Raw genomic sequence first — 22798 nt, forward strand, 5'->3', positions numbered from 1 at the left:
AATGACGCAACCCACCTCGTTAGTTTGGCTACCCGGACTACTTTGTGATGGCACATTGTTTGAGGAAGTCAACCGAGCGTTGCCAAGTTGGGTTGAGCCTTCATGCCCGACGCTGGCCTCATTGCCGTCAATGGAACAGCTGGCGCAGAAAGTGTTGCAAGACGCACCGCAGGAGTTTGTCTTGGGTGGCCTATCAATGGGTGGGATTCTTGCCTTTGAGGTGTACCGTCAAGCGCCAAACAGAGTCAAAGGCTTGATCCTCATGGATACCAATGCAGCAGATGAAAAGCCAGAGGTGACACAAAAGCGTGATGCACTGGTTAGTCAGGCATTAAATGGTGAGTTTGAACGCATTACGCCTGACACTCTGATGCCTGTGCTGATTCATCCAAGCCGTTTGCAAGACAAAGCGTTAACTGAGCGTATAGAAGGCATGGCGGTCAATGTAGGTTTGGAGGCATTTGAAGCACATGCTAAAGCGTTAGCAACTCGCCCGGATGCTCGACCTTTATTGGCGGACATTCAAGCTCCTACGTTGGTGATAACAGGTAAAGAAGATAAGCTTTGTCCGCTAGACAATCATCTGCTTATGGAGCGATGCATGCCAAACGTCACGCTTCATGTTATCCCTGAGTGTGGGCATCTATCTACGCTTGAGCAGCCTTTAATTATTAGTGAAGTGATGACTACTTGGCTTCAAGATAACTTTGCTTAGTGTTGATAAGAACTTCATCACTCACCACCTTAAGGTTACTTGGGTATAGGTGGTGAGCGATGAGTATTATCAGAAGTAGTAGCGAATACCTGCCGCGAATTGATCATCACGGTTTTCGAATTTGCTGCCATCGTACTGATCTTTACCTAGGTCGAACTGGTATTCAGTCCAAACTAGGAATTTGTTCTTCTGGAAGTGGTATTCAAGACCAGGAATCAGCAAGTTACGCTCGTAGCCTTGTGTCTCGTCACCGCGATCTTCCATGTAGTTGTAGTTCAACGTTGGGCGTAGGCCGTTATCGAAGTGGTAGTAAGTGTAGATTTCGCCACCTAGGGTATCGAACATTACGTCCGTACCGCCTTGGCTCACTGCTTCCCAGTTTTCGCCAACGTGGAAAGTCGCACCTGCGTAGAAGCCACCGTTGCTGTAGTTTGCGCCCAATAGCATGATGCGCATGTTGTCGCCGTTTTCTACGCCAACCACGCTTGCGTCTAAATCAGCAACTTCATTTTGATGGTAAGCCGCACCCAGTGTTACGCCATCAACGGGTTTGTAAGTGATCGACGCACCCATGCCGTTTTTCAGTGAGGCTGTCGCATTGCCTGCTAGAGCAACATCTTCACGCGTGGTTTGGTAAGTAAAGCCGTAGCTCACTTTTTCATTGATTGAATTACGGTACGTAATTGAGTTTTCTGCACGACCAGCACCGGATGCGATACCCCAGTCAGCTAGGTTGTAAACACCTGAGCCACGAGTACCGAATACACGACCTAAATCGGTGTACCATGCTACGTCGTAGAAGGTAGACCACTGCTTAGTACCCGCAGCAATCTTGCCGTATTTTTCGTGATCAACACCTGCGTATAGCAAGCGGTCGTAAATGTTGTCGCCGTTCGCGCCAGAGTTGTAGCCCCATTCCGCGTGACCGAAACCAGTCCAGCCGTTATCCAGACCCATTTGGCCTTTCAAACCGAAACGTGAGCTGCCGCTGTTCCATTCGCCGTTGTCATCACCGCCACGGTCTTGGTAGCGAAGATCGAAACGGCCATCGATGGTTAGGCTGTCGCCAGCGTCATTAACAAAAGTGTGTGCAGCAAAGGCTGAGCTAGAAGTAAGCGCTGCTAAAATCACTGCAGAAAGGGTCGACTTTTTCATCATCAATCTCATTATTCAGGGCGCAGAAAGCCACCGTGCGTTCATGCCCGTTTTGAATAAGGGTTCTATCTTGAGGTTGTGCCCCATCCTTGAGGCACGAGTTGGGAGCATGTCACCTGAACCGAGAGGGGATTCAGGCAACATAAAGGCGGGTTGACAATCCGCCCCTAGGACTTCTTATAGAGAAGGGTTTAGGATCTGTTGAGTACGCTCGAACACGTCTAGACCTTGCTGTTTTAGCCAGTAAGGAAGGTCGATCAGTACCCAGTTCTCAGATAGCTTGTCGCCGTCACGGTAGTAAACGTCAACCACTTGCATGTCTGCACGTACTTCACCACCTGTCATACCTAGGAAACCACCGATTGGCGTGTTAGATAGGTTTGGCCAGCCGAAGAAACAAGAGAAGTTACCTTCTGCGAAACGACATACGTGGCCGTTAAACTTCTTGTCTTTCAGGTTGTTACGGAACGGCAATTGGTGCTGCTGTTGGTAACGAGGAATTGTGTAAGACGCACCGATACCACATGGACCGTACCAGATCATGTCTTTAGACCAGCTCTTCTCAAGAACTTCTGGTGGGCAACCCATAGCGCCGCTGTCGTTTAGTGCAGATAAGTCATCAACCATCTTGTTCACTAGTGCTAGTGTTGCTACGCCTTCTTCTGGTGCTGCGTCTTCGAACAGTAGACCGTCGTGGTTACGAGGACCAGGGTATACGAAGTGCTTACCTGTTGATGGTGGTAGTGGGTAACAACCCGCTTGGTCCATCGCGCCTAGAAGGTCTAGGAATAGGCCAGTCTTAGTGATCTTGCCGTTTTCAACACAGTTAAATTCTGCGTAACGGATGTTCATGATTTTGCCAGTTGGGCGCATGCCTAGGTATTCAGCGTCGAATAGACCCATGAAGTGACCCATGCTCATTACCCAGATTTCACCTGATGTTACTTCGTTCTCACCACCGATGAAGATGTCTTGACGACGCTGCATGCGAGTCATTGATTTCATCAAAGGAGCCCAGAAAACGTCAGCCGCTGCTTGAGCGCCTTGTTGTTCACGGAATGGGTAAACACCACGCCATAGGTAATCTTCTGAAGTGTGTGCTTTTAGTACTTCTGCCACGTTCTCGTGAGTTGCGTTTTCCATTGCGCTGAAGTATTCACGTACAACGCGTTTCGCTTCTTGATATTTAGACATAATAAACTCTCTTATTTGCTGTCGAGTCGGCTTTGGGAACAGGACTCGAAATTAAGTTTTTTCATCCGGCCGGGGAGCCAGCCGGAGTTTTTGAAATTCAGTTACGCTTTTGCTGCTTCGGCTTTTTTGCTCTTATCGAACACGCCGCCTTTTAGTGTCTCTGGCAGTGATAGCCATAGAAGACCAGCAAGGATCCATACGATTGGTGAACCCCACATTGCGGTTTGTAGGTCGGTACGCTCTTGGATGAAGATAAGTACCATTGGTGCCCACATACCGAGGATACGACCGCCGTGGAATAGCGCTGCGCCGTAGCTACGTAGGTGTGCTGGGAACAGTTCTGAGAAGTAACCACCCCATACCGCTGAAGAAGACAGACCGAAGTTGTAAATCAGACCAAGTAGAGCCAGCATGTTTAGGCCGCCAATCACCATGTCGCCAGGTGCAACAAAGAAGATTGAAACCATGATGCCCGCTAGGATGAAGCCAAATGCGTTCACCTTACGACCGAACTTGTCAGCTACCCAACCCCAGAACCACGCACCAAACAGTGAACCAAATGCTGAGATAGAGAAGATGAGACCGATGGTTGCACCGTCGAACATACGTACATCACGTAGGTATGTGGTTACGAAGCCACCAAAGAATTGGAAACCGTAGAAGTTAAGGCCAGCCAGTAATAGACACGTTAATGTGATCTTACGGTAAGGCTTGCTTAGCATTTCGCCCCAAGAGCCTTTTTTCGCTGGTGCATCTGATTCTTCTGCTTTTGCTTGCTCTTCTTCACCGTAAGCGATCACTTTGCTGTCGCTAGGTAGTACAAAGATCATGACCACAGCGGCTGCCAATGGTGGGATACCACCAACAAGCATTAGGCTTTCCCATGGTGCATCGATGCTTGCAATAAATGCTGCATACGCACCCATTACCATCAGTGCTACAGAGAACATAGAAGACGCGAATGCCGTCAACTTACCACGTACCGTTGGCGTAAATAGGCCGATCATTAGGCTTACTGCCACGGTGAAGTAACCACCCAGTGACAAACCAATGATGAAACGCATTGCTGCCCATGTTGTGTAGTCGGTGAACATCATATTGATGATCGTTGCGCCACCGTTTAGGGCTGTGATGGTAATAAGAGTGGATTTCTTACCAAATTTTGTTGCGAACCAAGCACAGCTCAATGCACCGATAAGTGCACCAACCGACTGCCATGTATAGAACTGGGCAGTGTCTGACAGGCTAATACCATCATACGCTTCAACGATGTATGGGCGTACGTAGTCAATAATTACAAAGTTATAACAATAGAAAAAGTAACCAACCAGTATCGCTAGATAGGCAGCTACCCTTTGAATCATAGGAACTTCGCTCATGTGTCTTTTGGCATTCATGACCGATAAACCTCTATTTCACTTAGGATTTGTTGCTATTCAAACTTAAAGAACACGATCTTATTGGGATCATCTTCGATTTCGTGTCGTGGTGAATCATAGTTTTTTTAAGGTCATTAGATCCGTGATCAATATCAATTTTAAAATGAATGCGTACCCAATTAGTGGTTTTTAGTGATGGGAGTCTCATTAAATCGGTCTTTTTGGCATTTTTGAATATATAACCGTCTATATTTGTGATTATAGTCACAGTTATGGCGGGATTATCGTTTAGATATGCTTTTTTAAAGTAATATCCAAGCACAAATAATTAGCACCCAGAATTATGGAAACCCTGAAATGGTTACGTACTCAAGTTTTGTGGTGATTGCGTTATACGTGTTAATCACCATATTAATCAGCTATTTAGTGAATAAGCGCTACAGCAATGGTGGCGACTTTTCTACGGGTGGAAAGCAATTTGGCTGGTTTACGGCGGGTGTTTCGATACTTGCGACTTACATTAGTGCGATGACGTTTGTAGGGATGCCTGGTTGGGTTTATAGCTCTGGCATGGAAGCGATGAGTATTCACCTTAACTATCCCATCGTTATCTTTTTCACCGTCATTTTCTTTGTGCCTGTCTTCTATAAGCTGGGTCTGACTTCGATTTATGAATACCTTGAGCACCGCTTTGGGGTGTATGCAAGAACCATCAACTCGATTGTGTTCATTGTGGTTCAATGTATCTCTGCGGGTGTGATTTTGTATGCCGTGGCGCTGATCTTAGTGCAAGTTCTGCCTATCAGTATTTCTGAAGCCATTATCTACATTAGTATTTTCACCGCTTGCTATACCTATGCGGGCGGAATTTCCACGGTTATCTGGACCGATATGTTGCAATCTGCAGTATTGGTAGCAGGCAGCATCGCTATCTTTGCCATTCTAATGACAGAGATTAATGCGGCAGATTACCTTTCTCGTAATCACCTGAATATCATCAACTTAGACTTTGATTTAGGCGTAGATACCACACTCTGGGCTGGCGTGGTTGCCGTGAGTTTTTTGCATTTGAGTGTGTACGGCACCAACCAATTGATCATCCAACGCACGTTAGCGACGAGATGTGAAAAGACGGCGCAGAAGTCAATGCTGTTGTGTGGTTACGGTGCGTTTTTTGTGTACTTATTCTTCGCGGTACTCGGTGTTCTTCTGAGTGTTTTCTATCAAGATCAATCGTTTGAAAACAGTAACGAAGTGATTTTGGATTTCGTTTTCAACCACACTAACCCAATTGTGGTTGGTTTGATCATTTCCGCATTGGCAGCGGCCGCAATGTCGACCTTGGACTCGACCTACAACTCAATGGCGACCGTCGCAACGTTTGATATCTACAAGCGTTTCGTTCGCAAGAGTGCCGATGATGAGCACTACGAAAAAGTCGCAAGAAAGATGAGTTTGCTCGCTGCGGCTATGGTGGTAGTGCCAGCTCTTCTGGCGGTATCGAATGAATCGGTACTCAAAACCATCGCTAGCCTGACTTCCATCTTTGTTGGTATCCGTCTTGGGTCATTCGTGCTTGGCTTATTCTGGGCAAAAGCCAATGAGAAAGGCGTGATCGTTGGCAGTATCATGAGTGTGATTGCGGTGTTTACTGCCATGTATCTCGACGTGGCTTGGCCGTGGTTCGCGCCAATTGGTACGTTTGTCTTCCTTTTGTTTGGTGTGTTAGTGAGCCGTCGTTGGGGCGCTGTGACTGCCGAGCAACAAATTTTTATCAATAATCAAAAACATCTTTTTGCAAAGCCAACCGCAAGCCATTACGGGCTGTTGGTGTTCGCCGTGGCGACCATCGCTGCTTGTATGGTTCTCCCTGATTGGCTTTATGCTGCATTGTCGTAATAGGTAAGTTTATGCTGTCCATCTTTGATATTTACAAGATTGGTGTGGGTCCTTCTAGCTCTCACACCAATGGTCCAATGATCGCGGGTTACCACTTCACTCGTTTGATTGAATCTAACTTGGCAAAAGTGGTTCGTATTCAAGTTGATTTATACGGTTCACTTTCGTTAACGGGGATTGGTCACCATACAGACCGTGCGACCATTTTGGGTCTGTTGGGTAACAAACCAGATACCATCAAAATCGCTTCTGCGAACAAAGCGATGCGCAAGGCGATTGAAGAGGGCATGATGTCTGTCGATGGCCGTCATGAAATCGAATTCAACTACAAAACGGACATGTTGTTCCATGAAGAGAACCTTCCTCTGCATGAGAATGGAATGACGATTACTGCGTTAGATGCGCACGGCAATCAGGTTGGGTTTGAAACTTACTACTCTATCGGTGGTGGTTTCATCGCAACGGCGGATGAACTGCAAAATGGCAGTGCGACTGCTCCCGTAGAAGTTGAGTTCCCATTCTCCAGTGCAGACGAAATGTTGGCACAGGCAGAGAAGAATGGCATGAGCCTTGGCGGCATGATTCTGAAAAACGAACAAGCGTTTCAGGATATGGAAGCCATCAATCAACGTGCAGAACAGATCTGGCGTGTGATGACGCGTTGCATGGAGCGTGGTTTCGAAACAGAAGGCATCTTGGATGGCGGCTTGAATGTGACCCGCCGTGCGCCTAACTTACTGAAGAAGCTTGAAGCAAATGAAGCAATCGAAAACGATCCGATGGAAATCATGGATTGGATTAACCTGTTTGCTTTTGCTGTGAGTGAAGAAAACGCGGCTGGTGGACAAGTCGTAACGTCGCCAACTAATGGTGCGGCGGGTGTGATTCCTGCGGTATTGATGTACTACCATCGCTTCATCAAAGAGCTTGATACTAAACAGCTTAAAGACTTCCTTGCTGTGTCCGGTGCGATTGGCATTTTGTACAAAACCAATGCGTCTATTTCGGGTGCCGAAGTAGGTTGTCAGGGTGAAGTCGGTGTTTCTTCTTCTATGGCGGCAGCTGGCTTGACCGCGCTACGTGGTGGCAGCAATGAGCAAATTTGTATTGCGGCTGAGATTGCCATGGAGCACTCACTAGGCATGACTTGTGACCCAATCGGTGGCTTAGTGCAAGTACCGTGTATTGAGCGTAATGCAATGGGCGCAATGAAAGCGATCAATGCATCTCGCATGGCATTAAAGCGTAATAGTAAATGTCTGATCTCGTTGGATAAGGTAATTGAAACCATGTACCAAACGGGCAAAGACATGAACAAGAAATACCGTGAGACGTCACTGGGTGGGTTAGCTTTGATTCACCTAGCGCCGCCTTGCGAATAATGAGTTAGGCACATCTAACCAACAAAAAAGCCGAAGCACTGAGATGCATCGGCTTTCCTTTTTTGGAGCGTTTATAACTTAGCTATGCGTTTGCTCACCTTTTGGTGTGCTTTGGTTTGGTTGATAGTGCAAAATCACCATCGAGGTGGGTGACAGCAAGACTTCGCCTTCAGCATGTCCTGGGTTGAGGTTACGTACGTTTGTATCACAGATCGTCACCCATTCTTGCTTTCGCTCATTGGGGAGCTTAAAGCGCGCTGTGGCGTTAGTTTGGTTGATGAGGTAAACCAGCTCTTGTCCTTCTTTACCGATACCAAGGTGAAGTGCGACAGAGCTTAAACGGTTCCAATCATCGTGCTCCATTAAGCGACCGTCTGTACGGCGCCAGAAAATACGGTTGTTATTGCGATTCTCGCCACTGAAAGCTCGGATAAATGGCACCATGTATTGATTTCGGTTGGCGACCATTTGTGACATCCATGCTTTGAAATGTTGCTTACGTTCTGTCTCTTCCCAGTTCAGCCAACTGGTTTCGTTATCTTGGCAATAGGCATTATTGTTACCGCCTTGGGTGTGAGACAGAACATCAGCAGTGAGAATGTGTGGGATACCGAAGGCAAACAGCAAGCTAGCAATAAGGTTGCGTTTTTGCTTCTCACGCGTGGCGATGATCATCAGATTTTCGGTCTCGCCTTCAACACCGTAGTTTTCTGAACGATTGTCACCGTGACCGTCGCGATTTTCTTCGCCATTGGCTTCGTTATGTTTGTGCTTGTAAGACACTAAATCTTGCAGTGTGAAGCCATCGTGATACGTGATGTAATTTACGGTGAGTTTGTATGGCCAGTTCGCTGCACTGTAAATGTCACGAGAGCCCATTAATCGAGTGGCAAACTCTTTTAAATAGCCTTGATCACCGCGCCAAAAACTGCGGGAAATATCACGCAGTTTGTCATTACATTCGTTCCAACCAAATGGAAAGTTACCCACTTGGTAGCCATTTGGACCAATATCCCAAGGTTCGGCAATCAATTTGGTTTCACGCAAAATTGGGTCTTGCGCAACGGCTTTAAAGAAAGCTGCTTCTGGGTTGTAATCATCGCCCTGTCGACCTAACGTTGCAGCCAAGTCAAAACGGAAGCCATCGACTTTAAATTCGCTAACCCAGTAGCGCAATGTATCCATCACAAGGTTTAAGGCTGGTTGGTAGGTGAGATCCACTGTATTTCCGCAGCCAGTGTAATTGGCGAAGTGGTTGCCATGTTTGATGTAAAAACAGGAATCGAGGGCCTTCAGGTTGAAAATTGTAGGCCCTTCACCACCTTCAGCAGTGTGGTTGTAAACCACGTCGAGAATCACTTCGATGCCGTTTTTATGCAATTCGCGAATTGTTGTTTTTAATTCCGTAACGGCGTCTTGTTCTGCGTAGCGCGGATCGGGCACCATAAAGAGATAAGGGTTGTATCCCCAATAATTGACCTTTTCCATCTCTAGTAGGTGAGGCTCATGCATGCATGCTGCGACAGGTAGCAATTGCAGCGTGTTGATGTTTTGTTGTTCGTAAAAGGCCAGCATTTCAGGTGATGCAAGACCTAAATAGCGCCCCCTCAGCTTGTCCTCAACCTCTGGGTGGCGTTGGGTAATCCCTTTGACGTGCGTCTCAAACAACACCATCTCTTCTCTGGGTATACGCGGGTGATCCGTGTTTTGCCAGTCAAAATCATCTTCGATAACGACGCACTTCGGCATATCGAAACTTTTGGCTGGAGAGTACGGAGGGTGATAGTGGAGGGCTTTATCTATTGATTTTGCGTACGGATCAGAAATTAACAGTGGCTCGTCCTTGTGGGAGACAAGATAACCGTATTTTTGCCCCGGCTTAATATCTGGAATAAAAGTATGACGTATGCCAGCGTATTCATTCGGTAAACCGTGAAGCTCGTAGCTGCCATCGTCTGCAAACAATGCCAGTTGAATGTCTTTTACGCCTGGAGCATGAATAGAGAAGTTACAGCCTTCTTTATTCAATGTTGCGCCCAGGGGGTAGGGGCGAGAGAGAAGTCGTGTCATCGGAGATACTTTATTTAATATTTATTGCTACCTTTAGGAAACTATAAGTTAAAAACTTTGTCTTACTAAGGTCAACCACCCTAAATATAAAAATATTCGTGTAATTTAATTACTTTATGTGACGGCTTAGAGTCAAAAATATGAAATGGCTATCACTTTGTAGCGGCTCAAAACCGAACAAACTTACTAATTCCTCCCTAGATTGGTGATCTGACTCGAAAAAACACCATTCGGTAAATTTTCTACTCCCTTCTCATCCCCCTTAAATTAGTTTAGGGCGGAGGAAGTCATCCTTGTACGCCTCGGGTAATCTCACAACTGTTGAAACAAACGGGGATTCGTTCCCATCTTACCTCTCTTTCTTTAGGTGTGTTTTTACTGCCTATATTCACCTAAAAGAGTGAGCAGGGAAGACAGAATTATAAATACCCTTAATGGAGTTAAGAATGAAAAAAGTAAGTGCAATTGCTGCTGCTGTAGCTGCAACTTTAGCTGCTGGTTCTGCATTCGCAGTGGATTTCCACGGTTACATGCGTGCTGGCGTTGGCGTGAACGCTGACGGTGGTCAACAATTAACATTCGAAAAGAACAAGATCGGTCGTCTAGGTAATGAAAGCGATATCTACGGCGAGATTCAACTAGGTAAAGAAGTTTACAACAACAACGGCAAAACGTTCTACGTAGACTCTATGGTTGCAATGACTTCTAACGGTTCAAACGACTGGGAAAGCACTTCTGCTAACTGTGGTTTGGATAACGGCGAAGTGAAATGTGTAGACGATGCACAATTCGCACTACGTCAGTTCAACGTTCAAGCTAAAGGCCTACTAAACTTTGCTCCTGAAGCAACGCTTTGGGCAGGTAAACGCTACTACCAACGTCACGACATTCATATCTCTGACTTCTACTACTGGAACATCTCTGGCGCGGGCGCTGGTGTTGAAGGTATCGAAGCTGGTCCTGGTAAAGTTTCTTTCGCTTGGGTTCGTAACGACCGCGGCGATATCGCAGACCCAGGCAACGATGGTGGCGCAACAAACGTAAACACTCTAGACGTACGTTACGCAGGTCTTCCTCTATGGGACAACGGTTCTCTAGAAATGGGCTTGAACTACGCAATTCTTAACGAAACTGACGCTGCGCCAAACGGCACTAAAGATGCGAAAAACGGTGTAATGTTCACAGCAGAATTGACGCAAGGTCTAGACGCTGGTTTCAACAAAACAGTGCTTCAGTACGGTACTGAAGGTTACTCAAAAACAATGGCATTCTACGGCGACGGTAGCTGGTACGGCGCAGAAGCTGACAACGGTGCATCTGGTTACCGCCTAATCAACTGGGGTGTAATCGGCATGGGCGACAGCTGGGAAATGGGTCACCAGTTAGTGTACGGTGTTGGTGAAGACATGTGGGCTGGCCAAGACAAGTGGGAAACAATGTCTGTTGTTGTTCGTCCAATGTACAAATGGGATGACAACCACAAAACTATCTTCGAAGCTGGTTACGCTATCGACGATAACGACGGCGAAGAAAACAAATACGGTAAGCTAACTGTTGCTCAAGCATGGTCTGCTGGCTCTAGCTTCTGGGCTCGTCCTGAAATCCGTGTTTACGCTTCTTACCTAACGGCTGACAAAGAAGACAACTCAAACACATTTGACAACGGTCGTTCAGACGATACGTTCCAGTTCGGTGTACAAGCTGAAGCTTGGTGGTAATCATCTAACCACTAAGTCCTAAATTGTCCTAGAATGATACAGCCAGAACTTATCTGGCTGTATTTATTTAAAAAACAATAAAGAGTCGAGGTAGACAGTAATGAAAAAATGGCTTGCTCCCGTACTGCTGGGCATGTTGGCTACTGGTTGTGCGTCTGTAGAACAAGTAGAGATGAGTCCAAAAGGTCAGCAACAAGTGATCACGCAATCGGGTGATATTCAATGGGTACCGCTTAACGTGCCTGTGGTTACTGAATTCGCTTTGACTGATAAAAGCCAAATGTTGTTGGATGGTAACAGTGCTGGCGCTATTGCAGCGTTTGCTCTTCCAGGTAACCGTGGCAGTCTCGATATCAAATTAGAGACATTCGTAAGTAAAGAACTTCAATTTTATGCTCCTAATGTCGCAGTGATGAACTCGGCAGGAGAAACCATTTACCAAGCAGATTTTTCAAAGTTTAAGTACGAACCAGCAAAACTGTTGGACAACGATAAATTCGTACTTGATCTCAATGTGATTCCAGACATGACAGGTAACGATCTGCATGTGTTGGTTTACACGACTTCCGCCGATCTAAAAGGAAGTACACAAGTTTTACACCCTGCAAAAGCCTTCGCCATGGCGCGCCACACTCAGCCGCCAGATATTGCAGACCCTCTAGCGAAACATAGCCCACTCGGTCAGTTCCGCTTTTCGGTATCCGCGAATGATATTGTGAATACTAAGATTGTTGCGAAAAACGACAACATTCCCCAAGGTACGGACCTTACTAGCTACTACTACAGCTCAATTGAAGCAGCAGTCGCAGCGAATGATATTCCGAAAGCGCTCACTTTGCTTGATGAAGCAAAAGAGCTGGGTATCGAAGGTGCACAACAAGTGTTTGTGAAAGCCGTAAATAGAAAATAATCAGATAAAAAAGGTCAGCGAAATGCTGACCTTTTTCATAGAAAATAAACCAATAAAAATACCCCTACATAGAGTTACCTTATTCACATAATTATTTTTATTACTTTGTTTTTTATATAGGTTGGATCAATAATTAATGGCAGTTCCTAACTTATTTTTTGTACTTAGGAAATAAACAAACTTCTCGAAGTGATTTAAATTCGCAATCTGACGATATTTATTTGGCGTTTGATATTTCCATTTTAATAACGATTAATATTTCTTTTAACCGTTGAGTTTATTTTGCTTTGGATATACTAAAAAGGAATTACGTGAAATGAACATGATGAAGACCTCTCTTGCTGCTGCCCTACTTGTTGCCTTAGTAGGTTGTCAATCGACGGCAGAACCTGAAGCGGCCACAGAGCCAGTTGTTAATATGTCTCAAGACGAAGTGGTTGCTTTCATGAAAGCGTGTGACAACCCAGACAGCACGGCGAAAGGACCTATTTCTAAACCACTATTTGTGGTGGGTACTTTTGCGGATTCCGATTGGAAACACGTGCCTCAGCGTCAATACACCTACAAAGGGAATAATTTCTACCAAGCCGTGGTTCAAGAAAAAGTAGGCTCCTACAAAATGCAGTATGCGACCGAATTATGGTTCCCACAATTTACCGCAAAAGGTAATCGAATGAACGTTGGTGAATTAACACCATTAACATTTGGTGGTTACGGTACGGATACTTCGGTTGATATTAAAGAAGATGGTAAATATGTATGGAGTCTTCAGTTTGAAGGAAAAGGCAAACCTGTTCATGTCATGGTAAATAAGTGCCAATAATATTCCATTCAATTATTTAAAATCTATTTTTATTTATTAACCCCTGCATGAAACACATGTCGGGGTTAATTTTATTACTCAAATTTCCGTAGTTTATTTGAGTAAGTTAGGGAGAATAAAATGCGTAATATCCTACGTAACCATCGCCTGTCTCGATCGTTGCTTGCGTTAAGTGTGATTGGTGCTTTATCTGCGTGTAATTCTTCTGGTGGTGGCGACACTAATAGTAGCACTCCGCTACCGGATACCAGTTATGCTTGCCAAGCCAATGTCATGGCGCAAAGTAACCAACTTCGTACTTATCAAATCATGGTAGAGAGTTTTGTAGATGGTGATGCGAGCATTGGTCACGGTACAGGTTATGGCACCAGCCATCATAACGGCGATTTGCAAGGAGTGATTGATTCACTCGATTACATCCAAGATTTAGGGATGAACGCGATTTGGTTGACGCCAGTTTTTGAATCGGAAGCGATAGCGGGCCAAGAACACTGGGCCGATCGTCTGGATGCCACGGGCTACTTTGCTACGGATTACTTCACCATTGATCCACGTTTTGGTGATTTAGAAACGGCGAGAACCTTGGTCGATGAAGCACACAAACGCGGTTTGTACGTGTTTTTTGATGGCGTATTTGGCCACCATAAGAATGGTTTGATCAAACCATCTCCCTCCGGTTTGTTGCCATCGGGATCGAGCAACCCCGTTGATTACCCAGCCAGTCTCGATTTCTACAAAGAAGTGGCAACGTATTGGATCAAAGAACTGAAGATTGACGGCTGGCGTTTAGATCAAGCCTATCAAGTTCCGACAGACGCTTGGACACAACTTCGTAAAGCCGTCGATGAAGCCTCACAAAGTGTGACGTACACCAATAGCAAAGGCGAACAAGTGAATCCGTTGGGTTACATGGTGGCAGAGATTTGGAAAGGGGAGTCTGAAATCGCGAATGAGGCGTATGGATCGAACAGCGATCCAGCATTGTGCTCTGCATTTGATTTTCCTATGCGATATCGCATCGTTGAAACTTTGGCCGTGAATGAGAGTGGCGTGGGTGGTCGCGGTGCGGATTGGTTAGACAACGGCTACAGCACACACAACCAATATCCAACACATGCGCAGCCGAATTTGATGATCGGCAACCATGATTTAGTGCGCTTTGGTGACTTGTTACAGCGCGGAAATTTAGCGGATGTGAATGATGTGGAATATTGGTTACGCCATAAAGCCGCATTTGCTTTCCAAGCGGCGTACACCGGGCCAATCACGTTGTACTACGGTGATGAAATCGGGGATCAAGTGGATGGTTTTGCCGCAAAAGAAGACAACAGCACCTGTGCCATTCAAGGCTTGTGCGATGATCACGTTGCGCGCAGCAGTGCGAAAATTGAAGGCGTGACGGCGACGCTTGATGCAAACCAAGCCGATCTCAAATCTTATGTGACATCGCTGATGACAATGCGCGATGCGCATCCTGCACTTTATCAAGGGTCACGCACGAATTTAGTTGCGAGTAACGGCAGTTATGTGGACTTGAAACAATCTGGTTCGGACAAAGTCTTGTTTGCGCTAAATACCTTAGAGAGCGCTAGAAGCGTCACTCTTACTCAGGAGAGTGTTGGTACTGGTGAGTTGGTGGATTTGCTCACGAATGAAAAAATTACTCCGAGCAATGGTCAATATCAGATTCTGATGTCGCCACTACAAGGACGATTCTTTGCGGTAAAACCTTAAGGAATTATCCAGAATTGATGCTCACCAGTTGAGCTGACCACAAGCTTTCTTATAAACAAGCCAAGTGTTGTTGCTGACCCCCATAGGCGCACACTTGGCTTTTTTCTGTCTGTTTTACTTTTCCCTTAATGGTTTTACGACGATGTAGCCAACAAGTTGCTTCGCTTTTTGTATTGGCGTTTGTTTTCAGCAGATGGATATTTGTGAGATAAGCTGCACATTAAAAAGTAAATTAACACTTGTGCAACGTAAAAATGTGACTGAAGAATTATTTATGCCCCACTAATATGTTTATCGTGTCTGGGATTTATATAACTAATGGAAAAGTATAATGAAATCCATAACGAACTCCCTCTGTCTCCTTGCTGCTGTTAGCTCTCCGTTTGCATATAGCCAAATTATCAACGGTGACTTTGAACAGTGGAATGGCAATGTACCTACGCAGTGGTCAGAGATTGACGCGGGCATTACAGTGTCGCCAAGCAGCGAGCAAATCAAATCGGGTGGTCTGGCTGCCCAGGTCGTCGTGAATACAGGTACCCAAAGCAACACCGACTTTTTGCAAACCATTAATGTGGAGCAAGGGAAAACCTATCCGTTTTCTGTCTCGGTTTATCATACCGAAGGAAATGTAAAAGCACGTCTGGTGGTTGATGGTTATCACAATTACTCGAACCCACAACAGATAAACCAGTGGCAAGAGCTCGCGCACAACTACACAGCGAGCTCGAACAAGACCATCAACGTCGGTTTGCGTTTTTACGATGAAGCCAGTTTTGATGGCTCAGAAGTTGTCTACGTCGATAATTTTCAACCGACTGAGACGAGTACACAACCTTCTGTAGAAAGTTGTAGTGATCACCAAGTGGTCTTGACTCTCACAACCGATAATTATGGTTCAGAAACTAGCTGGACGTTAAAAAACAACCAAGCTGAAGTACTGTTTTCTGGTCAGGGATATGAGTCAGCAATCACCATTGAAAAGAGCATGTGCTTAGCTGACGGTAACTACCAATTCACGATTCAAGACGAGTATGGTGACGGCATTTGTTGTGGCAGTGGCGCGGGGTCGTACACGCTGACTGAGGGAGATAAGACTCTTGCTTCTGGCGCTGAATTCTCGAAAAGTGAAACCACCGATTTTACGTTAGGTGACTCAACCACGACCCCACCAGTGGTTGATGGTTACTATCAAGCGGCATCTGGTAAGACGGGATACGCTCTAAAAACAGCGTTGTTTAACATTATCAATAATCACTCCAGCCGAGGCTATTCTGCGGTCTGGACCTTGGTAAAAGATGCCGATATTGATCGTTATTACGAAAATGATGGCTCTATTCTCGATATGTATTCTGAAAAGCCATCTGGTAGCGATACAGTAAGCTTTACCAAAGTCACAGACCAATGTGGCCAATACAAAACGGAAGGGGATTGCTACAACCGTGAGCACTCTTTTCCGAAAAGCTGGTTTGGCGGTAAGGTTGAGCCGATGAACTCAGACGGTCATCACTTGTTTGCGACTGATGGTTATGTAAACGCGAAGCGCAGTAATTGGCCATTTGGTGAAGTGGGCACCGCGACCTACGTGTCTAGTAATGGCTCTAAACTTGGCCAAGCAAGCACTAATCTGGGCTACTCCGGTACGGTGTTTGAGCCGATTGATGAGTTTAAGGGCGACTTCGCCCGTGCTTATTTCTACATGGCAACCCGCTATGAAAATGTTGTAGGTAACTGGGAAGGCAATTCAAGCAATGCGGATGCTGTCCTTGATGGTTCAAGTTCAACGGTTTTTGAACCTTGGATGTTAAACATGCTGAAACGTTGGCACAAAAATGATCCCGTTAGTGAAAAAGAACGAAACCGCAATCAACAAGTGTTTGATTTTCAGGGCAATCGTAATCCATTCATTGATCATCCTGAGTTTGTTGAACAGATTTGGGGAAACTAACACCTTTTTGATTTTGGTATCCACCATTTAGTGACGCCAACAAAACAAAGGGGAAGCGTGATGCTTCCCCTTTTTCATTACGGATGTTTTTAAATGAAATTAGTTTTTCGTTACCGTCACGATTGGCGCCGACTTGTCAGCCGCGTTGAAGTGGAAGTTGTAATTTCCTGCTTCTGCAATCGCAATTTTCAGGTTTGCACTACCGCCACCGACTTCCATCGTTAGCGCTTTACCAAGCTCAACACTGCCTTCGCCACCGAAGTTGGTGTCTGCTGCCCAGTCTGCGCTCGCAACTTTCATTTCGTAGTTGCCCGCCGCTAGGTCAATGTCTAGCGAATAAACGTCATTTGCAACATAGCTGAACTTCGCTGTTGAGTCTTGTGCTGGAGCATCCCATGTAGTGATAGTGCCACGTAAGTAAAGTGCTGTTTCACCGAATGTTGGTGCATCTGCTGATTTGGTCACTGACACGACCGGTTTTTCTACGCTTTCATCTTGAACATGCAGCGCGTTCAGAGTGAAGTTGTACTTACCTGTTTCAGCAACAGACAGCTTACAGTTACCTTCTGAACCTAAGTCTAGTGAACCAGAAGCTATATTCGCAATATCACAACCGATGTTTGGATTTGCCCAACCAGAGTCCGCGAATTTGAACTCGTGTTCACCAGCTTCAAGAACGCCAGTTACAGAGTACATACCGTTGCCAATAAAGGTCATCGCCCAATCACTGCTATCAGACCACTCGTTCATCGTGCCTTTCACGTAAACAACGGTTTCGCCGTAAGGAGGAATGCTCGATACGTCTTTGTTATCCGTGTTTACTGGTAGGCCAGCACCTTGTGCGCCGTTTTGTGGCTGCACGAATACCGCTGTTGTCAGTGCTGGTACTGTGAACGTTTCATTGGTGAAGCTTGCACCTTTGACGATGTCATCCGCAGAGTTTTGTTGAACTTCATGCAGTTCGAAACCAGTTGCGCCAGCAACTTTGAAAGATTTCTCAGTTGATGTTGAGTTCACAACGGCCACGACAGCATCGTAGTTCGAATCTAAATCGGCACCCGCTGATGTACCATCGTCGATAGACATCACAATCAAGCCTTCCACTTGGTCTTTCCCTACGTTGCGGAAGTCCACACGGTTCATCACTTCTTGCGCGGTATCTAGGCGGAACAGTTCGCTTGTGCTGCGGATTTTTAGTAGCTCTAGGAATTGTTGCTTAGTCAGCTCGATGTCGGTTGAATCTGGTTTCGCCGTGCTGTCACCAACGATGGTTTTGATCAGCTCCCAGTTTGCACCGTCTTTGTCTTCACGTGGTAGACCAACGTTCCAGTTATTGTCGCTTCCGTCGAAGAATACACGGTTGAACCAGTCACCAGAATCGTACGAGTCGCGCTGCATAGATTTAGAGCGCAATAGCTCAGAACCCATGTGGATAAATGGAATGCCTTGACCAAGCATCACCGTTGATAGGGACACAGACTGCATACGTGCACGCTCGGCAGATGAAGTGCCTGTCGCAATCTTGTAGGCGTTGTTATCCCACAATGTTTGGTTGTCGTGCTTAGACACGTAAGAGATGTTCTCTGATGGCACTTTTGTGTAGCCTGCAGGCGCACCATTGTAATCAACGTTCTTACCCAGTTTGGTTTCGCCTTTGTAATCAAGAAGGATGTAATCAGCCAAGTTACCAGCCATACCTAGACGAACCAGATCTTGGTTGTGTAAACGACCATTCACCGACTCTGCGTCAGTTTTGGTTTCTTCGTTAGGATAAGCGGCGTTACCAAAGCCTTGGTTAAAGCGAAGTGGGTGCTTACCTTCAGAATCTACACCGCCATCAAACGGGCTTCCGCCACGAACTGCGTCACGCAGACGATCAGAGAAAGTACCGATTTCTGTCCCCGCCATGTTGACTTGTGTCGCCTGATCGAAGCGAGCGTTTTGCGCGACTTCACCAAAGTCCCAACCTTCGCCGTAGAACAAGGTATTCGGGTCAATTTCACGGACTTTTTCAAGTGCGTAAACCATCACATCTTTCGGCTGGTGGCCCATAAGGTCAAAACGGAAACCATCGACTTTATAGTCATCCGCCCATACCATCAATGAGTCAACCATTAGTTTACCCATCATCAAGTTCTCGGTTGCGGTGTTATCACAACAGGTTGAGTTTTCGACGCCGCCAGTGTTGACGTTTAGGCGGTGGTAGTACCCAGGGACAATCTTATCCAGTACTGATTTTTCGTTCACACCAGATGCATTTGTGTGGTTGTACACGACGTCCATGACCAGTTTCAGATCCATTTTATGCGTCGCTTGAACCATTTCGCGGAACTCAAGAATACGCTTAGACCCGTTAGGATCGGTCGCATAACTGCCTTCTGGCACGGTGTAGTGGTAAGGGTCATAACCCCAGTTGAAGCTGTCTAGCATGCGAAGATCGTTCATCAACGCTTGTGCTTTGCCCGTTGTTGGGTCGTAGCTATTTAATACCTCTTCAATTACTTTGCCGTCATCTTCGGTCTCACAAATGGAGGCTTCTGGCTTGATGCCACAAAGTTTACCCACGGTGTCGGTGATATCGACTCGCTTGTCAGCGTCTTCATCCACGGTTGCAATATCAAACGCAGGCAGGATATGTAGCGTTGTTAGGCCAGCATCTTTTAAAGCTTGTAAGTGAGATACAGACTCACGCTCAGGTTCTGTAAGCGCCAGATATTTGCCATCAAGACTTGGTGTGCCTTTGCTGTCGTTAAAGCTGAAATCACGAATGTGTGACTCGTAAAGGACGTGGTCTTCGTCTTTTTTAACCGTTGGGCGTGCGTAGTTTTTCCAATCTTGAGGCATTAAGCTTGGATCATCTAAATCAACCACTTGCGAGTATCGTGAGTTCTTAGACAAGCTCATTGAATATGGGTCTGTTACCAAACGCGTTTCAACGACGCCAGTTGTTGGGTGGTATACCTTAACTTGGTAGCGATAATATTTGTTGACAACGTTGCTTTGTGCCTCAGAAACCCAGATACCTGTTGCTGGGTCTTCCGTCATGGCAACGGTCGCTTCTTCTGCTAAGTTTTCATCGTAGATTATCAGATCAACATCTTGGGCAGTTGGTGCCCATAGTTTGAAGGTTGCGGCACCGCCTTCCACAATCGCACCGAGTTCTTGACCGATCGCGTTACCTGCCTTGGAATCGGCAAACACCGCATCCAAAACGCCCGGTTTTTGCACTTCAGTTGCAGAAATGACGTCACCATTTGCGTTGTAAGCCACCATAACGATTTGTGACTTCAGGATCGTACGCAAGGTCGCGTCATCGACATCGATACCCGCAGCTTGAAGGCTAGCAAGGTGACGGAAGCGTGATTTCAGACCATCAGACAACTCACCAGCTTTTGTCAGCTCAACCGCTGTACCGCCAGAGATTTGCTTATCTTCATCCATTTTGATGTCATTGCTAAGGCTGTAGAACAGCTTCATGGAATCCGCACTGGTCGCCGCTTCCCATGCAATGGTGTTGGCGTCTAACCAATGGGCTTTTTGACCATCAATATCAACAGGGCGCTCTTCTATTGGCTCGTAGTAAAGTTCACTGCTGCCGTGGAAGCCAAACAAACCTTTCGATTCGCCGATTTTCGTCAACTCTACTTTTGAGTTTGCGCTGCCGAACGCTTTCTCATCACCTTTGTGCAGAATGAAGTTCATGCATTCGTGTGGGTCAGAGGCGTCTGGGTTTATTTTCAGTACGTAGTAAGCACCGTAGGTGTCGTTGATGCCATCGAATGGGTGTGGCGCAGACCAATCCGTTCCTGTTCCCGGAATGCCCATTGCGTCTAAATCTGTGCTGGTACAGCCCTCACCGTTCCATAGGTGCAAGCCCCAACCTTCGTAGTCGCTTGCTGTTGAAGCTGATGCTACGTCACGTTTGTAATAAATGACGACTTCGTTCTCTCCCGCAGGGTACAAGCCTGAGCCAGGGTTCGTCGTATCTTCGTTCGTGCTATCACTACCACAACCGCTGATTACCGCGACGGAAATCAAAGGCAGTACGGTTTTGGCAATTGTTGATAATTTAAATGTCTTATTGTCCACGTTTACAAATCCATTGTTATTGAATTGATATTGAGCTGCGCGCTGCCTTCGCTGACTCAATCATCAAGAAGGTTTTGCACACGCTAGAAAGGCAGATGCCAAAAAAGGAAATGTTCAATTAGATGCTAATACACTGAATCATCAGCAAAATGTGAGAGCAGGCAGTTAAGTTTTTTACAAGTGAAAATTTTCTGTCACAGTCGATTTTGTTCACAAATTAAATAATAAAACAGACGCATAGTGAGAGGTTCTGCACATCATTAAAATGTAAATTTTTATGGGATGAGTAAGGGGGGATGATAGGGGATGAGAATGTCTCAGCCCCAAAACCGTGATTAAGTTCTATAAAAATGAGGGCTATATTTTTCTTTTAAAAATAAGTTGCAGTGATGTTGAGTAAAATACCGCCATTAAGTATTCGCAAGCTTCAGATTTTCGCTAAGTGGTCGTTATATAATGAAGGTAGTCGGCATTACGTCGGCGCGTAATCATAAGATTTCCCTGAAAGGGAGTTGAATTGGGCCCTGAAACCAAAAGAGGCTATTTATGAGTAGTATGGGCATTGCCATTGCGGCAACTGGCCTTTCACTCGTCCTGATATTTGTGTGGATGATCTCGTTGTCGATGCGGAAACAGAGACTCGAGGCAGAGAGGAAAGCTCGCGAAGCCGCTTATCGAAAGGCGATGCATAAAGCGCGAGAGCAAGAGCGTAAAGAGCGAGAGTTCAAAGCAGAAACCGGGCATATCCCCACCATTTTATTTCTAGCGAAAGAAGCCGAAAAGGACAACATTCGTCAAGCGCTGTATTGGTATGATAAAGCCGCTAAACTGGACAATGTGACGGGGATGTACGGCATTGTTCGCTTAAGTGAACGCATGCGCGAAGATGTGATTTTAAAAGAGCAGGCAAACTTCTGGCGTACCGCAATTGCGGGAATGGAAGGGGATACCGAAGCGAAATTTTCGACGGGCAAGGCCTTGGTCTTTGGTCGAGGAACTGAAAAAAATATCCCAAAAGGTAACCAACTGATTGAAACTGCCGCCGAAGAAGGCTGCATTGATGCCATGATTTATATGGGGGAATGGCAGCTTTCACCAGACAATAGTGCAGGACGCAGTGCAGATGCGCTTTACTGGTTTATGAAAGCGGCGGAAAAAGACAGTGCGGATGGCAAAATCCAAGTCGGCTTATGTTACCTAAATGGCATTGGTACAGAAAAAAGCATGGTTAAAGGTTGCTACTGGCTGGAACGGGCCGCGGAAGGTGGCAGTGCTAAAGCGATGTATCATGCTGGCGAAGCGTGGAAGGATAAAGGTAAAACGGGTAATGCAATTGCTTACGTTTGGCTGTTTCTTGCTGCTAATATGGGCTACCAACCTGCACGTACGTTGCGTGATGAAGTGGCAACCAATATTGGTGTTGATGTTGTCGTTGGATTGCAGTCCATAGCGAAGCCGTTGCAAAGAAAGCTGGCCTCAGGAATGGTTAGAAAGCACTCTATTATTCGAGCCCTTAACAAAGTGTACAAACGCGAAGCGTATTTTCCTGCGGAAGAGGAGCTCAATGCGGTGTTGAATGATGAGAATAAAGACGCCTCCGAAGCTTGGGAGGAGACATCAACACTAGATTTTCAGCCTAAGATGACAACGGTAACAGCAGAAGACCAGGCAAGCACATCGCCTAACGAAAAAAAACTCTCTAAAGAGGCGCTCGATTTCACTCAAAACTTCCTTCAGCCATAACCTATCTTATCCAGAAGCCTCAAGATTGAGGCTTTTCTT

The 22798-nt window shown here is 46.0% G+C and carries 14 protein-coding genes; 9 read left to right on the forward strand and 5 right to left on the reverse strand.

Annotation, left to right across the window (positions count from 1 at the left end; translation table 11 throughout):
* Position 1: 1 nt before the first annotated feature.
* A complete protein-coding gene (locus R7P74_RS10230; RefSeq protein WP_206970582.1) occupies positions 2-715 on the forward strand; it encodes an alpha/beta fold hydrolase in 714 nt (237 codons plus the stop codon).
* Positions 716-784: 69 nt separating this feature from the next.
* Here R7P74_RS10230 and R7P74_RS10235 read toward each other — a convergent pair whose 3' ends face one another.
* The 3 genes from R7P74_RS10235 to R7P74_RS10245 form a co-directional block, all read right to left on the reverse strand.
* Positions 785-1870 carry a porin gene (locus R7P74_RS10235; RefSeq protein ID WP_009706550.1) on the reverse strand — a complete coding sequence of 362 codons (1086 nt, stop codon included), beginning with the start codon at positions 1868-1870 and terminating at the stop codon, positions 785-787.
* Positions 1871-2047: 177 nt separating this feature from the next.
* Complete coding sequence (locus R7P74_RS10240) at positions 2048-3064, reverse strand: nuclear transport factor 2 family protein (RefSeq protein WP_005374772.1); 1017 nt, start codon at positions 3062-3064, stop codon at positions 2048-2050.
* A 101-nt stretch (positions 3065-3165) separates the two neighbouring features.
* Complete coding sequence (locus R7P74_RS10245) at positions 3166-4461, reverse strand: MFS transporter (RefSeq protein WP_005374774.1); 1296 nt, start codon at positions 4459-4461, stop codon at positions 3166-3168.
* A 339-nt stretch (positions 4462-4800) separates the two neighbouring features.
* Between R7P74_RS10245 and R7P74_RS10250 the strand changes: the two genes are divergently transcribed.
* Positions 4801-6342: a sodium:solute symporter gene (locus R7P74_RS10250; protein ID WP_017634478.1), complete on the forward strand. Its 1542-nt coding sequence runs from the start codon at positions 4801-4803 to the stop codon at positions 6340-6342.
* Between the two features lie 11 nt (positions 6343-6353).
* Positions 6354-7724 (forward strand): L-serine ammonia-lyase, encoded by a 1371-nt coding sequence (locus R7P74_RS10255; protein ID WP_017634477.1) that lies wholly within the window; start codon positions 6354-6356, stop codon positions 7722-7724.
* A 78-nt stretch (positions 7725-7802) separates the two neighbouring features.
* Here the strand turns inward: R7P74_RS10255 and glgX are convergent, their stop codons facing one another.
* Positions 7803-9794, reverse strand: a complete 1992-nt coding sequence (gene glgX / locus R7P74_RS10260) for a glycogen debranching protein GlgX (protein ID WP_256901186.1) — start codon at positions 9792-9794, stop codon at positions 7803-7805.
* Between the two features lie 446 nt (positions 9795-10240).
* Between glgX and R7P74_RS10265 the strand changes: the two genes are divergently transcribed.
* From R7P74_RS10265 to R7P74_RS10285, 5 genes are all read left to right on the forward strand, one after another.
* A complete protein-coding gene (locus tag R7P74_RS10265; protein WP_005374784.1) occupies positions 10241-11512 on the forward strand; it encodes a maltoporin in 1272 nt (423 codons plus the stop codon).
* 100 nt (positions 11513-11612) lie between these two features.
* Positions 11613-12422, forward strand: coding sequence for a MalM family protein (locus tag R7P74_RS10270; protein ID WP_005374786.1), 810 nt, complete (start codon positions 11613-11615; stop codon positions 12420-12422).
* Positions 12423-12738: 316 nt separating this feature from the next.
* Positions 12739-13245, forward strand: a complete 507-nt coding sequence (locus R7P74_RS10275; protein WP_017634473.1) for a hypothetical protein — start codon at positions 12739-12741, stop codon at positions 13243-13245.
* 120 nt (positions 13246-13365) lie between these two features.
* The gene (locus R7P74_RS10280; RefSeq protein WP_064354974.1) at positions 13366-14979 is read left to right on the forward strand and encodes an alpha-amylase family glycosyl hydrolase; all 1614 of its coding nucleotides are present in this window, start codon (positions 13366-13368) and stop codon (positions 14977-14979) included.
* Between the two features lie 331 nt (positions 14980-15310).
* Complete coding sequence (locus tag R7P74_RS10285) at positions 15311-16927, forward strand: endonuclease (RefSeq protein ID WP_053307970.1); 1617 nt, start codon at positions 15311-15313, stop codon at positions 16925-16927.
* 99 nt (positions 16928-17026) lie between these two features.
* Here the strand turns inward: R7P74_RS10285 and pulA are convergent, their stop codons facing one another.
* Positions 17027-21016, reverse strand: coding sequence for a pullulanase-type alpha-1,6-glucosidase (pulA, locus tag R7P74_RS10290; RefSeq protein WP_262634427.1), 3990 nt, complete (start codon positions 21014-21016; stop codon positions 17027-17029).
* A gap of 546 nt (positions 21017-21562) precedes the next feature.
* Here pulA and R7P74_RS10295 point away from each other — a divergent pair.
* Entirely contained in the window at positions 21563-22759 is a 1197-nt protein-coding gene (locus R7P74_RS10295) for a tetratricopeptide repeat protein (RefSeq protein WP_042522199.1), read from the forward strand.
* Positions 22760-22798 lie beyond the last annotated feature (39 nt).

The organism is Vibrio sp. 2033 (genome assembly GCF_033339735.1).

What these genes read in the sequence shown, in the direction of transcription:
- R7P74_RS10280 (WP_064354974.1), top strand. Translation starts at nt 13,366, where the DNA reads ATGCGTAATATCCTACGTAACCATCGCCTGTCTCGATCGTTGCTTGCG.
- R7P74_RS10230 (WP_206970582.1), top strand. Translation starts at nt 2, where the DNA reads ATGACGCAACCCACCTCGTTAGTTTGGCTACCCGGACTACTTTGTGAT.
- R7P74_RS10265 (WP_005374784.1), top strand. Translation starts at nt 10,241, where the DNA reads ATGAAAAAAGTAAGTGCAATTGCTGCTGCTGTAGCTGCAACTTTAGCT.
- R7P74_RS10235 (WP_009706550.1), bottom strand. Translation starts at nt 1,870, where the DNA reads ATGAAAAAGTCGACCCTTTCTGCAGTGATTTTAGCAGCGCTTACTTCT.
- glgX (WP_256901186.1), bottom strand. Translation starts at nt 9,794, where the DNA reads ATGACACGACTTCTCTCTCGCCCCTACCCCCTGGGCGCAACATTGAAT.
- R7P74_RS10270 (WP_005374786.1), top strand. Translation starts at nt 11,613, where the DNA reads ATGAAAAAATGGCTTGCTCCCGTACTGCTGGGCATGTTGGCTACTGGT.
- R7P74_RS10255 (WP_017634477.1), top strand. Translation starts at nt 6,354, where the DNA reads ATGCTGTCCATCTTTGATATTTACAAGATTGGTGTGGGTCCTTCTAGC.
- R7P74_RS10240 (WP_005374772.1), bottom strand. Translation starts at nt 3,064, where the DNA reads ATGTCTAAATATCAAGAAGCGAAACGCGTTGTACGTGAATACTTCAGC.
- R7P74_RS10275 (WP_017634473.1), top strand. Translation starts at nt 12,739, where the DNA reads ATGAACATGATGAAGACCTCTCTTGCTGCTGCCCTACTTGTTGCCTTA.
- R7P74_RS10285 (WP_053307970.1), top strand. Translation starts at nt 15,311, where the DNA reads ATGAAATCCATAACGAACTCCCTCTGTCTCCTTGCTGCTGTTAGCTCT.
- R7P74_RS10245 (WP_005374774.1), bottom strand. Translation starts at nt 4,461, where the DNA reads ATGAATGCCAAAAGACACATGAGCGAAGTTCCTATGATTCAAAGGGTA.
- R7P74_RS10295 (WP_042522199.1), top strand. Translation starts at nt 21,563, where the DNA reads ATGAGTAGTATGGGCATTGCCATTGCGGCAACTGGCCTTTCACTCGTC.
- R7P74_RS10250 (WP_017634478.1), top strand. Translation starts at nt 4,801, where the DNA reads ATGGTTACGTACTCAAGTTTTGTGGTGATTGCGTTATACGTGTTAATC.